At 70.8% G+C, this 14,955-nt stretch carries 13 protein-coding genes; 11 read left to right on the plus strand and 2 right to left on the minus strand.

From position 1 onward, the window contains the following. Positions 1–18: 18 nt before the first annotated feature. From JYK18_RS46110 to fahA, 3 genes are read left to right on the plus strand one after another with little or no spacing between them, the layout of a single operon-like run. Complete coding sequence (locus JYK18_RS46110) at positions 19–1,314, plus strand: MFS transporter (protein ID WP_206810683.1); 1,296 nt, start codon at positions 19–21, stop codon at positions 1,312–1,314. After that, positions 1,311–2,075, plus strand: coding sequence for a hypothetical protein (locus JYK18_RS46115; protein WP_307796383.1), 765 nt, complete (start codon positions 1,311–1,313; stop codon positions 2,073–2,075). The genes JYK18_RS46110 and JYK18_RS46115 overlap by 4 nt, the downstream gene beginning before the upstream one ends. Next, complete coding sequence (fahA, locus tag JYK18_RS46120; protein ID WP_206810685.1) at positions 2,072–3,196, plus strand: fumarylacetoacetase; 1,125 nt, start codon at positions 2,072–2,074, stop codon at positions 3,194–3,196. The genes JYK18_RS46115 and fahA overlap by 4 nt, the downstream gene beginning before the upstream one ends. Before the next feature lie 539 nt (positions 3,197–3,735). Here fahA and JYK18_RS46125 read toward each other — a convergent pair. Both JYK18_RS46125 and JYK18_RS46130 read right to left on the minus strand, forming a co-directional pair. Next, a complete protein-coding gene (locus JYK18_RS46125; protein ID WP_206810687.1) occupies positions 3,736–5,067 on the minus strand; it encodes a 6-phospho-beta-glucosidase in 1,332 nt (443 codons plus the stop codon). Further along, the gene (locus JYK18_RS46130; protein WP_206810688.1) at positions 5,064–5,816 is read right to left on the minus strand and encodes a DeoR/GlpR family DNA-binding transcription regulator; all 753 of its coding nucleotides are present in this window, start codon (positions 5,814–5,816) and stop codon (positions 5,064–5,066) included. The genes JYK18_RS46125 and JYK18_RS46130 overlap by 4 nt, the downstream gene beginning before the upstream one ends. A 134-nt stretch (positions 5,817–5,950) precedes the next feature. Between JYK18_RS46130 and JYK18_RS46135 the strand changes: the two genes are divergently transcribed. The 8 genes from JYK18_RS46135 (at position 5,951) to JYK18_RS46170 (ending at position 14,906) form a co-directional block, all read left to right on the plus strand. Next, positions 5,951–7,015, plus strand: a complete 1,065-nt coding sequence (locus tag JYK18_RS46135) for a PfkB family carbohydrate kinase (RefSeq protein ID WP_206810847.1) — start codon at positions 5,951–5,953, stop codon at positions 7,013–7,015. Next, positions 7,012–8,352, plus strand: coding sequence for an extracellular solute-binding protein (locus JYK18_RS46140; RefSeq protein ID WP_206810689.1), 1,341 nt, complete (start codon positions 7,012–7,014; stop codon positions 8,350–8,352). Before JYK18_RS46135 ends, JYK18_RS46140 begins: the two co-directional genes overlap by 4 nt. Continuing rightward, positions 8,339–9,199 (plus strand): sugar ABC transporter permease, encoded by an 861-nt coding sequence (locus tag JYK18_RS46145; protein ID WP_307796384.1) that lies wholly within the window; start codon positions 8,339–8,341, stop codon positions 9,197–9,199. The genes JYK18_RS46140 and JYK18_RS46145 overlap by 14 nt, the downstream gene beginning before the upstream one ends. Further along, positions 9,196–10,002 (plus strand): carbohydrate ABC transporter permease, encoded by an 807-nt coding sequence (locus JYK18_RS46150; protein WP_206810690.1) that lies wholly within the window; start codon positions 9,196–9,198, stop codon positions 10,000–10,002. The genes JYK18_RS46145 and JYK18_RS46150 overlap by 4 nt, the downstream gene beginning before the upstream one ends. 15 nt (positions 10,003–10,017) lie before the next feature. After that, positions 10,018–12,426 (plus strand): sugar-binding protein, encoded by a 2,409-nt coding sequence (locus tag JYK18_RS46155; protein WP_206810696.1) that lies wholly within the window; start codon positions 10,018–10,020, stop codon positions 12,424–12,426. Then, positions 12,423–12,716 carry a hypothetical protein gene (locus tag JYK18_RS46160; protein ID WP_206810697.1) on the plus strand — a complete coding sequence of 98 codons (294 nt, stop codon included), beginning with the start codon at positions 12,423–12,425 and terminating at the stop codon, positions 12,714–12,716. The genes JYK18_RS46155 and JYK18_RS46160 overlap by 4 nt, the downstream gene beginning before the upstream one ends. 89 nt (positions 12,717–12,805) lie before the next feature. Continuing rightward, positions 12,806–14,320 carry a catalase gene (locus tag JYK18_RS46165; protein WP_206810698.1) on the plus strand — a complete coding sequence of 505 codons (1,515 nt, stop codon included), beginning with the start codon at positions 12,806–12,808 and terminating at the stop codon, positions 14,318–14,320. Between the two features lie 79 nt (positions 14,321–14,399). Beyond that, a complete protein-coding gene (locus JYK18_RS46170; protein ID WP_307796385.1) occupies positions 14,400–14,906 on the plus strand; it encodes a LuxR C-terminal-related transcriptional regulator in 507 nt (168 codons plus the stop codon). Positions 14,907–14,955: the final 49 nt, after the last annotated feature.

Raw genomic sequence — 14,955 nt, forward strand, 5'->3', positions numbered from 1 at the left:
TCAACGTCGAGGAGAACCATGTCCGTGATCCCAGCGGCCGACCCCGAGATCGGCAAGCGCACCATCCGCAAGGTGGCCGTGCGCGTGATGCCGATCGTCGGTCTGCTCTACATCTTCAACTACATGGACCGGGCCAACATCGGCTACGCCCAGCTGGGCATGTCCACCGAACTGGCCATCGACGCGGCCACCTTCGGCATCGCCTCGGCCATCTTCTTCCTGGCCTACGTGGTCTTCGAGATCCCGAGCAACATGATCATGAAGAAGGTGGGCGCCCGGCTGTGGTTGTCCCGGATCGCGGTCAGCTGGGGCATCGTCACCGTGCTGACCGGGTTCGTCGCGGACGTGACGCAGCTGCTGATCGCGCGGATCCTGCTCGGCATCGCCGAAGCCGGGCTGTTCCCCGGGCTGCTGCTGTACCTGACGCTGTGGTTCCGCGGGCGTGAGCGCGGGCGCGCGATCGCCACGCTGGCGCTGGCGCAGCCGATCGCGCTGGTGCTGGGCAGCCTCAGCGGTGGCTGGATCCTCGACCACGTGCACTGGCTGGATCTCAGCAGCTGGCAGTGGGTGTTCATCCTGCAGGGCGCGCCCGCGGTGCTGATCGGCGTGCTCACGCTGTTGTACCTGCCGAACCGGCCCGCCGACGCGCGGTTCCTGACCCGCGAGGAAAGCGGCTGGCTGCAGTCGGAGATCGACAAGGAGTACCAGCCGGAGCGGAAGGAGACCTTTCTCGGGCAGCTGCGCGCGGTCCGCAACGGCAAGGTCCTGCACCTGGCGGTGGCGAACCTGTTCATCGCCTGCGGTCTCTACGGGCTGACCTTCTTCCTGCCGTTGATCGTCAAGCAGCTCGACCCGTCGTACTCGTCGACCAACATCGGGCTGCTCGGCGCGGTGCCCTACGTGGTCGGGGCGATCGGCATGCTGGTGCTGGCGCGCAATTCCGACCGCACGGGGGAGCGCAAACTGCACGTGATCGCGCTGGTGCTGGTCGCGGCGATCGGTTTCCTCGGCGCGATCCTGTTCAAGACCACGCCGGTGCTCTCGCTGATCAGCCTGTCGCTGGCGGCGGTCGGGGTGCTGGGCTACCTGGCGCCGTACTGGGCGATGGCGGCGAAGGTGCTGTCGAAGGAACACACGGCCGTCGGGCTGGCCGGGATCAACTCGATCGCGGCGCTGGGCGGGTTCTTCGGGCCGTACGCCATCGGGCTGGCCGCGACCGAGACGGACGTGACGGTCGGGCTGTACTTCCCGATCGGCTGCCTGGTGGTGGCGGCGATCATGCTCTCGTTCCTGCGGGTGCCGAGGGAATCGTGAAGCTCACCGACGGACTTTTCGACGATGCCGCCGTTTTCCCACCGGGCTCGGCTTCGCTGCCGGACGCGGTGACCGACCACTTTGGACACCGGGCTTCGTGGTACGCCGACATGGTCGGACCACTGGTGCTGGCCGAGTCGATGCTGGATGAGCTGACGGTGCCGTTGCCGGTCTCGCTCACCTTTCCCGGCGGACCCGCGCGTGTGCCGGAGGCGCGGGAACGGGCCGCCGCGCGAGGGGTGCCGGTGGTGGCGTGGGAGATCACCGTGCCGGACGGAGTTCCTTCCGGGCTGGAAGGCGAGGTGTACGTGGAAATCCCGCGTGACGAACGCCGCCTTCCGGTGCTGGCCTCGCTTGCCGGGACCGGGTACCGGGCGAAGTTCCGGACGGGCGGGGTGACCGCGGACCTCCATCCGTCCGAAGCGGAACTCGCGTCCTCGGTGTGCGCGGCGGTCCGCGCCGGGGTGGCGTTCAAGGCGACCGCGGGTCTGCACCACGCGGTGCGCAACACCGATCCGGTGACCGGGTTCGAGCAGCACGGTTTCCTGAACCTGTTGCTGGCCACTGCTTCACGAGGTGAGGAAGAAGCCGAAGCCCTGCTGTCCGAACGGGACGCCGAGGTGGTGGTCGCGCGGATCCGCGAGCTGGGGCCGGAACGGATCGCCGCGGCCCGCTCGTGGTTCACCTCGTTCGGCACCTGCAGCATCCGCGAGCCACTGGACGAACTGCTCGAACTAGGCCTATTGCAAGGAGAAGCATGACCCTGTTCGGACCGGACAACCTGCCCTACGGCGTCTTCTCGGCCGACGGCGTCGAACCCCGGGTGGGGGTGCGGATCGGGGACTCCGTCGTCGACCTGGCCGCCGCTTTGGACGACGACGTGTTCGCCGCGCCGAGCCTGAACCCGTTCATGGCGCAGGGGTACGACCGGTGGGTGGCGGTGCGCTCGCGGATAAAGTCGCTGGTGGGGACCGAGCTGCCCGCGTACCCGGTCGACGAGGTGCGGCTGCACTTGCCGTTCGAGGTCGCCGACTACGTGGACTTCTACGCGTCGGAACACCACGCGTCGAACGTCGGGAAGCTGTTCCGGCCGGACGGCGAACCGTTGCTGCCGAACTGGAAGCACCTGCCGGTGGGGTACCACGGGCGCGCGGGCACGGTGGTGGTGTCGGGCACGGACGTGGTGCGGCCGTCGGGGCAGCGCAAGGGCGGCGTGTTCGGGCCGAGCACGCGGCTCGACATCGAGGCGGAACTCGGGTTCGTGGTCGGCACGGGCACCCCGGCGAACACCCCGATCCACCCCGACGACTTCGCGCGGCACGTGTTCGGGGTGGTGCTGGTCAACGACTGGTCGGCGCGGGACATCCAGGCGTGGGAGTACGTTCCCCTGGGGCCGAACCTGGGGAAGAGCTTCGCGACGTCGATCTCGCCGTGGGTGGTGCCGGTGCCGGCGCTGGAGGCCGCGCGGGTGCCGTTGCCGGGGCAGGATCCGGAGCCGTTGCCGTACCTGCGGGAGAGCGAGTCGTGGGGGCTGGACGTCGAGCTGGTGGTGAGGTGGAACGGGGAGGAGGTGAGCCGCCCGCCGTACCGCGAGATGTACTGGTCGCCGGCGCAGATGCTGGCGCACATGACGATCAACGGCGCGTCGTCGCGCACCGGGGACCTGTTCGCCTCGGGCACGATCTCGGGCCCGGCCAAGGGGGAGCGAGGCGCCTTCCTGGAACTCACCTGGGGTGGCGCGGAACCGATCGAGGTCAACGGCGCACCCCGCACCTTCCTGGAAGACGGCGACGAGGTCACGATCAGCGCCACGGCACCGGGTGCTGACGGCAGCCGAATCAGCCTGGGCGAGGTGACGGGGCGGATCTTGCCTGGTGTATAACGCCCTATTCGGCTCGGCTTTGAAGCGATCTTCCGCCGGGTCGCGGAAAAGACCAGCTTCAGGCGGTACGACGGCGGAACCGCGGCCGGTTCCTCCTTGCCCCACGGACCGGACCGCTTGCACCACTTGAGCGGGAAGTTTCCGTTGGCGATCCGGTGCAGGCTGGGCTGCTGCCGGGGAAAGGCGATGTGGCCCGGTGCCGAGGAGCTGGGATCGATGTAGTCGATCTCCTGCGGGCCCATGACAGGAACACGATCGTCCGGTACCGGAGGGAACGCTGGACCAGCGCCATCGGCTGGTCCAGCCGCGGAAGGATGCTGCCCATCTCTTCGGTCCGCTTCGTGCGGGCGTGGAACTCGAACGATCGCGAGAATTCCGATGTGACCCGCTGGGTCAGTGCCTTCTTGGCGCCGGCGGTGACGCGGGCGGAGCCGCAGGCCCCGACTACCAGACCGACGAACAACGCTGAACACCCGCGCTGCGGGGTCCCGTTGCCAGCTCGGGCGGCGATCGTCGTTACGCGAAAGAACCGGGCTGGCTCAGGACAGGTCGGCGAGTTCCGGGAAGGCTGCCACGTACTCGTCCAGCACCCGCGTAGCGGCGGCCACCGAGTTCACCAGGGGGTGCGTGCCCAGGGCCAGCAGGGCCGCCGACCGGCGGCGGTGGACGGCGGCGTCGATGGTGGCTCGTTCGACGCCCTTGACCTGTTGCATCAGGCCCAGCTCGGCCAGGCGGACCGCGCCGACGGCCAGTGGGCGCGCGCCGTTCCCGTCCACCGTGCAGGGGACTTCGACGACGGCATCATCGTCCAGTCCGGCCACGGCGCCGCGGTTGCGGACGTTCAGGATCAGCGACGCCTCCCGGTTGCCCGCGATCGCGTTCATCAGGCGCAGCGCGACTTCCTCGTACCCCCCGCCTTCGGTGTCGCAGGTGTCGCGTTCACCGGAACCGGCGACGGCCCGGCCTTCCGCCAGGTAGCTGCGCTCGCGTTCCGCTCGGGTTTCCTGCCAGCGCGTCAAGGCACCTGCGGGGTCGGCGGCCGCTGCCGCATAGAAGGCATCCTGCTGCGAGCGCAGGAACTCACCCCGAGTGCTTTCCTGAACGCCCATCTGTGCCAGCGTTTCCCTGGCGAAATAATAATAATGCAGGTACTCGTTCGGCACCGCGCCCAGCGTTCGCAGCCACGAACCGAACAGCTTCCCCTCTTCGAACGAGGTCAGCGCGGGGGAGTCGAACAAACCCGGCAGCACGTCCCGCCCGTCGACCAGAACGCGCCGCAGCCAGCCGAGATGGTTCAAGCCCACGTAGTCGAACGAAGCCCGCGAAGCGTCCACCCCCAAGGCCCCCGCCACCCGGCGGCACAGCCCGACCGGCGAATCGCAGATGCCGATCACCCGGTCACCCAGCACCGCCGACATCGCCTCGGTGACCACGCCCGCCGGGTTGGTGAAGTTGATGACCCACGCGCCGGGCGCACGCGAAGCCACCGTCCTGGCGATGTCCATCGCCACCGGCACCGTCCGCAGGGCGTAGCAGACCCCGCCCGGCCCCACGGTTTCCTGCCCGAGCAGACCGTGGGCGAGCGGGACCCGCTCGTCCACGCTGCGGCCCTCCAACCCACCGACCCGGATCGCCGAGAACACCATGTCCACATCGGACAGTGCCTCGTCCAGCGAGGTCGTGGTGCTCAGCCGCGGCCGCCACGGTGCGCCCGCCGCCTGCTGGTCGAGCACCGCGCCGATCGCGGCGAGCCGCTCCGGGCGCACGTCGTGCAGCACCACCTCGTCGACCAGCCGCCCCGGATCGGCGACCAGGCTGGCGTGCACCAGCGGCACCCGGAACCCGCCACCGCCCAGGATCGCCAGCCTCATACTTCGCGCACCTCCACGCCCGCCTCCCGCATCACGGCGAGCGTCTCCCGGCTCGCCCCCGCGTTGGTCACCAGCACGTCGATCTCGCCGGGCCCGCACACCCTGGCGAGCCCGGCCCCGGGGAACTTCCGCGCCTCGGCCAGCAGCACCACCCGGTCGGCGGCGGCCAGCATGGCGCGCTTGCCCGGTACCTCGACCACCGTGTCGTCCATCAGCGCGCCGTCACGGGCCACCCCGGAGGCGGAGACGAACAGCCGGTCGGCGCGGATCTGACGCAGCGCGTCCTCGGTGAGGAAACCGACCATCGACCGGTAGTTGCGCCGCACCAGCCCGCCCAGCAGCATCAGCTCGATCGCGTGGTCGTCGGCGAACTCGTCGTACACCGCCAGGTTGCTGGTCACCACGGTGATCCGCCTGCCGTGCAGGTGCTTGGCCAGCTGGTGCACGGTGGTGCCGATGTCGAGCAGCAGCACCTCACCGTCGCGGACCAGCTCGGCGGCGGCCGCGGCGATCGCCGCCTTGCCGTCGTGACCGGAATCGGCCACGTAGTCGAAGGGCAGCTCGGCCGCCGGGTTGAGCACGGCCCCGCCGCGCACCCTGGTCAGCACCCCGTCGCGCTCCAGCGAGATCAGGTCGCGCCGGATGGTCGCCGCGCTGGTCTGCAACTGGTCGGTGAGCACGGAGATCGAGGCCGACCCGTCCCGGGTCAGGCACCGCACGATCTCGGAGTACCGGCGCTGGGGTAGCACCCTGCGGACATTATCAGTCATTTCCCTGCACCGGCAGTTGTCAATTCCTTTCAAAAGGGTGCAGACTGCCGGAACCCAGCAAAGGAGGCTCGGCGGTGACTCCCGGGAAAGACAACGAACCCTGCGACGTGACGATCGATCTCGACGCGGGCGCCAGGACGGCCGCCGACGACCCGCCCGCGCTCGACATCCTGTTGTCGGGCACGGTCTTCCTCGACATCATCTTCACCGGCCTGCCCCAGCTGCCCGAGCCGGGCACCGAGGTGTGGGCCAACGGCCTCGGTTCCAGCCCCGGCGGCATCGCCAACCTGGCGGTGGCGCTGTCCCGGCTCCAGGTGCGGACCGGGCTGGCCGCGGCGTTCGGTGAGGACGCCTACGGGGACTTCTGCTGGGACGTGCTGGCCAACCAGGAGGGCGTGGACCTGTCGCACTCGCGCCGCTTCTACGGCTGGCACTCCCCGCTGACCGTGTCGATGGCGGTGGAGAAGGACCGCAGTATGGTCACCCACGGCCACCCCGCCCCGATCAGCGCCGACGACCTGCTCAACCCGCCGCCGCCCACCCGCGCCTGCTTCGTCCACGTCGACCTGCACGACGACGAGTGGGTGCGCACGGCCAAGCAGAACGGCGCACTGCTGTTCGCCGACGTCGGCTGGGACCCGACGCAGCGGTGGGAACCGGCGATGCTGCGCCAGCTGCTCGACGGCTACGACGTGGTGCTGCCCAACAGTGTCGAGGCCACCCGCTACACGCGCACCGACGACGTGCGCTCCGCCGCCGCCAAGCTCGCCGAGATCGTGCCCGCCGTGGTGGTCACGCGCGGCCCGCGCGGGGCGTACGCGGTCGACTCGGCCACCGGGGAGGAGGCCGACGTCAAGGGGCTCAACGTGGCGGCGCTGGACCCGACCGGGGCCGGGGACGTGTTCGGCGCCGGGTTCGTGCTGGGCACGCTGGCCGGCTGGCCGCTGGCCGACCGGGTGCACTTCGCGAACCTCTGCGCGGCGCTGTCGGTTCAGCACTTCGGCGGTTCCCAGTCGGCGCCCGGCTGGGGTGACATCGCGGCGTGGTGGCGGCTGGTCGGCCGCCGCGACGAACGCGACCTGCGTGGTTACACCTTCCTCAACGAACTGCTGCCGGACCGGGGCAGCACCCAGGTGCGCCGGGCCAGCGCCACGATCGGATTGCGAGGCATCTCGTGAAACGCCGTTACCCCACCGCACTGCGCGTCGCGGCCATCGGCACCGCGATCGCCGCGCTGACCGCCTGCACGCCCGGCGGCTCCTCCGATCGCCCGGCGGACCGCCCGGCCGGTGAGGTGCGCACCGACGTCGCGGCGATGGGCGAGGTGACGCTGACCATCTGGGACCAGGAAACGCGCGCGGGCCAGGAACAGCAGATCACCCGGCTCAACGAGCAGTTCCAGCGGACCTACCCGAACATCAAGCTCAACCGCGTCGCGCGCTCCTTCGACGACCTGCGCAACACGGTGAAGCTGGGGCTGAGCGGCAACGAGGCACCCGACATCGCGCAGGTCAACAACGGCAAGCAGGACATGGGCGCGTTCGTCAAGGCCGGGCTGCTGGTGCCGCTGGACGGCTACGCGCAGGCCTACCAGTGGACCACCCGCTACCCCGAATCGGTGCGGCGCCTGGCGTCCTATCCGGACGGTGGGGACGCGCTGGGCGAGGGCAAGCTGTACGGCCTGCCGCAGACCGGTGAGCTGGTCGGGGTCTACTACAACAAGACCAAGCTCGCCGAACTGGGCGTGGCCCCGCCGACCACCTGGCCCGAGTTCGACGCCGCGCTGGCCAAGGCGAAGGCCGCCGGGCAGTTGCCGATCCAGCTGGGGAACCTGGAGAAGAGCGCCGGGCCGTACCTGTTCGGCGTGGCCATGCACCGGCATTCCCAGCCCGCCGCGGAAACCGCGCTGGCGCTGGGCAAACCGGAGGCGAGCTGGCCGACCGACGCCAACCGCGCGGCGGCGAAGCAGGTGCTCGACTGGTCGGGCCAGGGGTACCTCACGCCCGGGTTCGCCGGGCTGAAGAACGACGACTCGTGGGCCAATTTCGCCAAGGGCGAGGGCGTTTTCCACATCAACGGCACCTGGCTCACCCCGGACCTGACCGCGGCCATGGGCGACTCGGTCGGCTTCCTGCGCCCGCCGGGCGAGTCGATCACCGGCGGCACCGGCCTGCCGTGGGCGATCAGCTCGAAGAGCAAGAACCCCGACGCGGCCGCGGCCTACCTGAACTTCATCACCTCGCCCGAGGCGATGAAGGTGCTGGGGGAGACGGCGAACCTGCCGGTGCTCGACGCCGGGCAGCAGCAGGTCGCCGGACTGCAGAAGGAGGTGTTCGACGCCTGGCAGGCCGCGTCGGCGTCGCCGGGGCTGGTGCCCTACCTCGACTACGCCACCCCCAACGCCTACGAGGTGGTCAGCGGGGCGGTCGAGCAGTTGCTGAGCGGGGCACTGGACACCGAGAAGTTCCTCGGCGCGTTGCAGGCCGATCTGGACGCGAGTCGTGGCGGCCGGTGAACCGCGGCGGGTCGGCTACCTCTACGTCCTCCCGGCACTGGCGGTCTACGGCCTGTTCCTGCTGTTCCCGTTGCTGCACAGCGGATGGCTCTCGCTGTTCGACTGGGACGGGCTGAGCCCGGGCACCTGGACCGGCCTGGACAACTACGTCGAACTGGCCACCGAGGAGGGGGCGGCGGCCGCCTTCGGCCACGCGGCGGTGCTGGTGCTGTTCTTCTCCGTGCTGCCGGTGTGCATCGGGCTGGTGCTGGCCACCGTGCTGCACCGGACCCGGGTGCGCGGGCTGCCGTTCTTCCGGACCGCGTTGTTCCTGCCGCAGGTGGTGGCCATGGTGGTGGTCGCCGTGGCGTGGCAGCGGATCTTCGCCCCGGACGGGGTGCTCAACGCGCTGCTCGGCACGCCCGGGCGGGCGTGGCTCGGGGACGAGAGCACCGCGCTGCTCGCGGTCGGCGTGGTCGGCACCTGGGTGCAGACCGGGCTGGCCATGGTGCTGTTCCTCGGCGGCATCGGGAAGATCACCGGTGACCTGTTCGACGCGGTCCGGATGGACGGGGCCGGGCCGGTGCGGGAGTTCCGGACGGTGATCCTGCCTTCGCTGCGCCCGGAGATCGGCGTGGCGCTGACGCTGACCGTGATCGCCGCGCTGCGCACCTTCGACCTGGTCTACATGATGACCCCGCAGGGCGGGCCCGGTGGTTCGACCACGGTGCCGGCGTACGAGATCTACCAGCGCGCCTTCCACGGCGGGCAGGTCGGCTCGGCCGCCGCGATGGGCGTGGCGATCACCCTGCTGGCCTTCGCGGTCACCTTCGTGATCACCCGGATCGCCGGGGGTGGGCGCCGATGAAGGCCTCCGCGGCCGAACGCGCCGGTACGTACCTGATCCTCGGCGTGTTCACCGTTTTCGCGTTGTACCCGATGGTGGCGATCCTGGTGACCGCGCTGCGGTCGGAGGTTGCCGGGCAGGGCGGGATCCACTGGGAGAACTTCGCCGCGGCGTGGACGCAGGCCCGGTTCGGCAGCTACCTGCTCAACAGCGTGCTGGTGTCGATCTGCGTGGTGGCGTTGTCGCTGCTGCTGTCCGTGCTGGCCGCCTACGCCTTCGGCACCATGCGGTTCCGGGGCCGCGAGGTGCTGTTCTACCTGGTGCTGCTCGGGTTGACCGTGCCGGCCGAGGCGGTGGTGGTGCCGCTGTACTTCGACCTGCGCGACCTCGGGCTGACCAACACCTACGCGTCGCTGATCTTCCCGCAGGTCGCGCAGTCGGTGGCGTTCGGCGTGTTCTGGCTGCGCACCTACTTCCGGTCGACCTCGCGCGGGATCGTCGAGGCCGCGCGGCTCGACGGCGCCGGGCACTGGCAGACGCTGTGGCGGATCCTGGTGCCGATGGGCCGCCCGGCGATGGTCACCCTGGCGGTGCTGGTGTTCATGTGGACCTGGAACGAGTTCCTGCTGGCCAGGGTGATGGTCACCGGCGAGGAACTGCGGACCGCGCCGCTGGGCCTGCAGTTCTTCTCCGGCCCGGCGACCACGACGGTGCCGCTGCTGGCGGCGGCGTCGGTCCTGGTGGCGTTACCCGTGGTGGTGCTGTACCTGTTCCTGCAGCGGCACTTCATCCGCGGCATGGTGGACGGTTCGGTCAAGGGCTGATTCGGGAGGCTGGTCATGCGCGCACTGGTGGCAGCGGTGCTGGGGACGGCACTGGTGGCGGGGCTGGCGCCGCCGGTCGCGGCGGCGGAACCGCGGGCGGATCTGGACGTGCTGTTCGTCGGGGCGCATCCCGACGACGAGGCGTCGACGCTGTCCACGATCGGGCAGCTCGGCCTCGAGTCCGGCGTGGTCACGGTGACCCGGGGTGAGGGTGGCGGCAACGCCGTCGGTCCGGAAGAGGGGCCCGAGCTGGGGCTGCTCCGGGAGGCCGAGGAACGCAAGGCCGTCGGGCGCGCCGGGGTCACCGACGTGTTCAACCTCGATCGGGCCGACTTCTACTACACGGTCAGCTCGCCGCTGACCGAGCAGGCGTGGGGGCACGAGTCGACGCTGGAGAAGCTGGTGCGGGTGGTGCGCCAGACCCGGCCGGAGATCGTGTTCACCATGGATCCGGCGCCCTCGCCGGGAAACCACGGCAATCACCAGTACGCCGCGAGGCTGGCTTTCGAGGCGTACACGGCTGCCGCCGACCCGTCCCGGTTCCCCGGGGCGGGGAAGCCGTGGGCGGTGGCGAAACTGTTCACCACCGGGCTGGGCGGCTCGGGAACCACCGGGCCGGACTGCGTTTCGGCGTTCACCCCCGACGAGCCGACCGACCGGGTCTGGGGTGTGTGGGCCGGGAAGACCGGGCCGGACGGCAAGACCTGGGCCCAGATCGAACGCGAGGCGCAGCGCGAATACGCGAGCCAGGGCTGGGCGGGATTCCCGGACGCGCCGGCGGATCCCGCGAAGATCGCGTGTGACTACTTCACCCAGGTGGCCAGCCGGGTGCCCTACCAGCAGGAACTCCGCGGGATCGACGGTCTGCTCGCGGGCGCGGTCCCGATGGGTCCGACGCTGACCGCCACGGCCGACCGGTACCGCGTGACGCCGGGGGAGCGGGTGCGCATCGACGTGCGCTCGTCGGAACCGGGTGAGGTCGAGCTGACCGCGCCCGAGGGCTGGACCGTGCGGGACCGCACGGTGACCGTGCCCGCCGACGCCGAGCCGGGCAAGGCACGCATCGGCGCGGCACTGTCCACAGGGGACCGCACCGAGGCGATCGTCGAGGTGGTGCCGCCGGTGGTCGCCACGCAGGAACCGCTGCCGCAGGTCGCGCAGTACCAGGCGTGGGCGCGGGAGACCGGCTTCCCCGATCGGGCGGGCGATGTGCTGCCGGTGCTGACCGTGCCCTCCGGCGGGACGCGGGACATCACCGTGACCGTGCGCAACGAAAGCCCCGTCCCGCGGCAGGGGGTGGTGTCCCTCGCGTTGCCCGCCGGGTTCAGCGGTGGTGAGGAGCAGGCCTATCCCGAACTCGCGCCCGGTGCCACGCACCAGGTGAAGTTCGGCGTGCGCAACACCGACGCGTCGCTTCCGTCCGGAAAGGACTTTCCCTACCAGCTGGTCACGTCGAGTGGCACTACCGCGGCGGCACTGGAGGTCGTGCCCGCGACGGTGATCCCGCGGGCCGCGTCGGCGCCCGCGATCGACGGCACCGCGGGCGAGGGGGAGTACCCCGCCGACGCGCTGGACATCTCGGCGCGCTGGGAGGGGGACGACTGCGAATCGGCAGCGGATTGTTCCGGCGGCGCAAGGCTTTCCTGGCACGACGACACGCTGTACGCGCTGGTCGACGTCACCGACGACGTCGCGGGCACGAAGCTGCCGACCGCGGACTGCAAGCGGCACTGGCGCACCGACGCGGTGGAACTCACCTTCGATCCACGAGGCAAGTCGGAGAACACCTCCAGCACGTACAAGCTCGCGGTCCTTCCGTCCACATCGGATGGTGGACCGTGTGCGTTCCGCGACGCCGACAACGCCCAGGGCCCGGCGCCCGGCGTGCGGGTGGCCGCGCAACCGCGTGAGGGCGGGTACACCGTCGAGGTCGCCATTCCGATGGAGCAGCTGCCCGGCGCGGTGGACCCGGCGTCGCTGGGGCTGAACGTGCTGGTCTACGACTCGGACACGCAGGACAAAACCGGGCAGACGCGGATAGGCTGGTCGACCTGGGGCGGGGTGCAGGGCGACCCGTACCGCTGGGGCCGGGCGACCGTGGACGGCTACCAGCCGCCGCCGGGACGGCCGGTCGAGCCGCCGGAACCGGTGCTCCCGCTGGAGGTGCTGGCTTCGGTGGACTCACCGCAGACGCTGGAGCAGTCCCTCCGGCTCGGCCTCCCGCCGGGCGCCGCCGCCGCGTCGCGCCCGATCCACGTCCGGGACGGGTGGCTGTACTCCGCCGAACGCGGCACCGCCTCGGTGTTCGCGCCCGACGGCCGTCACGTGGTGGACGTGGTGCCCGGCCGCACCCGGCTGCCGGCCGGACCGGTGCTGGTGGGCTTCACCGGCAGCCGGGGCGGCACGGCCGCGGCGGCGGGGTGAAGCGCGGGATCCTGGTCGCCGCGCTGGCCGCCGCGGCGGTGGTGACCGGCGTGGTGGTGCTGGTCGAAGCGGGGGAGACCCCGCCGGCGTTCTGCCCGGACTCGGTGGATTCGGACGAGCCGGCGGACGAACCGTCGCTCGGTGAACCGGAGAACGACATCGCGCTGTTCGACGTGGCCGAGAACGGCGACATGACCGACCGGAGCGACCAGCTCGACGGTGCCCAACACCCGGGATCGTCGAGCTGCCCGCCGGTGACGCGGGCATCCCGGGTGAGCCCGACTACCTGAGGCTGGTCGAACGCCTGGAGCCGCTGCTGTCTTCACCCGGGTGAGCGACGCGCGGGTGTGAACGGGTGATCACCGGGTACCCGGCGCGAATGACTGACCACCCCACCACCAACGACGCCGGAATCCCGGTCGAAAGCGACGAGCACTCCCTCACCGTCGGCGCGGGCGGGCCGATCCTGCTCCAGGACCACTACCTGATCGAGCAGATGGCGCAGTTCAACCGCGAGCGCGTGCCCGAGCGCCAGCCGCACGCCAAGGGCAGCGGGGCGTTCGGCCACTTCGAGGTGACCGCGGACGTCAGCCGCTACACCAAGGCCGCGGTGTTCCAGCCGGGGACCAGGACGGAGATGGTCGCGCGGTTCTCCACCGTGGCCGGGGAGCGCGGCAGCCCGGACACCTGGCGCGACCCGCGCGGATTCGCGCTGAAGTTCTACACCGGCGAAGGCGTGTACGACATGGTCGGCAACAACACGCCGGTGTTCTTCGTCAAGGACCCGCTGAAGTTCCAGCACTTCATCCGGTCGCAGAAGCGCCGCGCCGACAACAACCTGCGCGACCACGACATGCAGTGGGACTTCTGGACGCTGTCCCCGGAGTCGGCGCACCAGGTCACCTGGCTGATGGGGGACCGCGGCATCCCGCGCACCTGGCGGCACATGAACGGGTACAGCTCGCACACCTACCTGTGGGTCAACGCCGCCGGGGAGCGCTTCTGGGTCAAGTACCACTTCAAGACCGACCAGGGCGTGGAGACCTTCACCCAGCACGAGGGCGACCAGCTCGCCGCGGCGGACACCGACTACCACACGCGCGACCTGTTCGAGGCCATCGCGCGCGGGGACCACCCGAGCTGGACGCTGTACGTGCAGGTGATGCCCTTCGACGAGGCGAAGGACTACCGGTTCAACCCGTTCGACCTGACCAAGGTGTGGCCGCACGGGGACTACCCGCTGCGGGAGGTCGGGCGGATGACGCTGGACCGCAACCCGACCGACCACCACACCGAGATCGAGCAGGCCGCGTTCGAGCCGAACAACCTGGTGCCGGGCATCGGGCCGAGCCCGGACCGGATGCTGCTGGGCAGGCTGTTCGCCTACGCCGACGCGCACCGGTACCGCATCGGGGCGAACTACAAGCAGCTGCCGGTCAACGCCCCGACCTCGCCGGTGCACAGCTACAGCAAGGACGGGAGCATGCGCTACACCAAGGTCGCCGACCCGGTGTACGCGCCGAATTCCTACGGCGGGCCGCGCGCCGACGTGCAGCGCTACGGCACCCCCGCGGGCTGGGCCGCGGAAGGCGAGATGGTCCGCGCGGCCTACGTCGACCACGCCGAGGACGACGACTGGGGCCAGGCGGGCACGATGGTGCGCGAGGTGCTCGACGACGCCGCGCGCGAGCGGCTGGTCGACAACATCGTCGGGCACCTGCTCAACGGCGTGTCGGAACCGGTGCTGCGGCGGGCGTTCGACTACTGGTCCAATGTGGACAAGGAACTCGGGGAGCGGGTGGAGTCCGGCGTCCGGGCCAAGCAGGACGAGAAGGATCCCAAGGCCGGCGAGCAGGGCAACCCCGCGCGGGAGAGCATGCAGCGCAAGGCCTGACGTGGTGCGCGTCACCGGGGCTTGAGTGTGCCCCAGCGGCCGGGTGTCTGCTGGGGTCTCACGACCTCGGAGGTGACCCGTGCCGGTTCGGGTGGCGGTGCTGGCCGCGGATCCGTTCTTGCTCGCCGGGGTGACCGGTGAACTCGGCGGGAAGCCCGGGATCCTGGTGGTGGATCGGGGCGCGGACGTGGTCGTCGTGCTGCCGGACGGCGCGGGTGAGGTGCTCGGCGGGATCGATCCGGGTGCCCGCGTGGTGCTGGTCTCCGACGATCCGGGGCGGGCCGGGGACGGGGTGGTCCGGCTGCCGCGGCGGGCGCTGACCACCGCGTCCCTGATGCGCGCGATCAGCGACGCGAGCCAGGGGCTGGCCAGTCCGCCCGCGCCCCGGCCCCCGAAGGGCCTGTCGCCCCGGGAGATCCAGGTGCTGCGGCTGCTCGCCGAAGGCCGCGACACCGCGGAGATCGCCGCGGAACTCGCCTACGCTGAGCGGACCGTGAAGAACATCCTGTCGGGCCTGCTGACGCGGCTCGAACTGCGCAACCGCACGCACGCCGTGGCGCACGCGCTGCGCCACGGCCTGATCTGACCGGGCCGGTATCGTGCGGTGGGTGAGTCTCGACATCGTCGGCCACCGG

Origin of the sequence: Amycolatopsis sp. 195334CR (assembly GCF_017309385.1) — a bacterium.
Taxonomy (GTDB): Bacteria; Actinomycetota; Actinomycetes; order Mycobacteriales; family Pseudonocardiaceae; genus Amycolatopsis.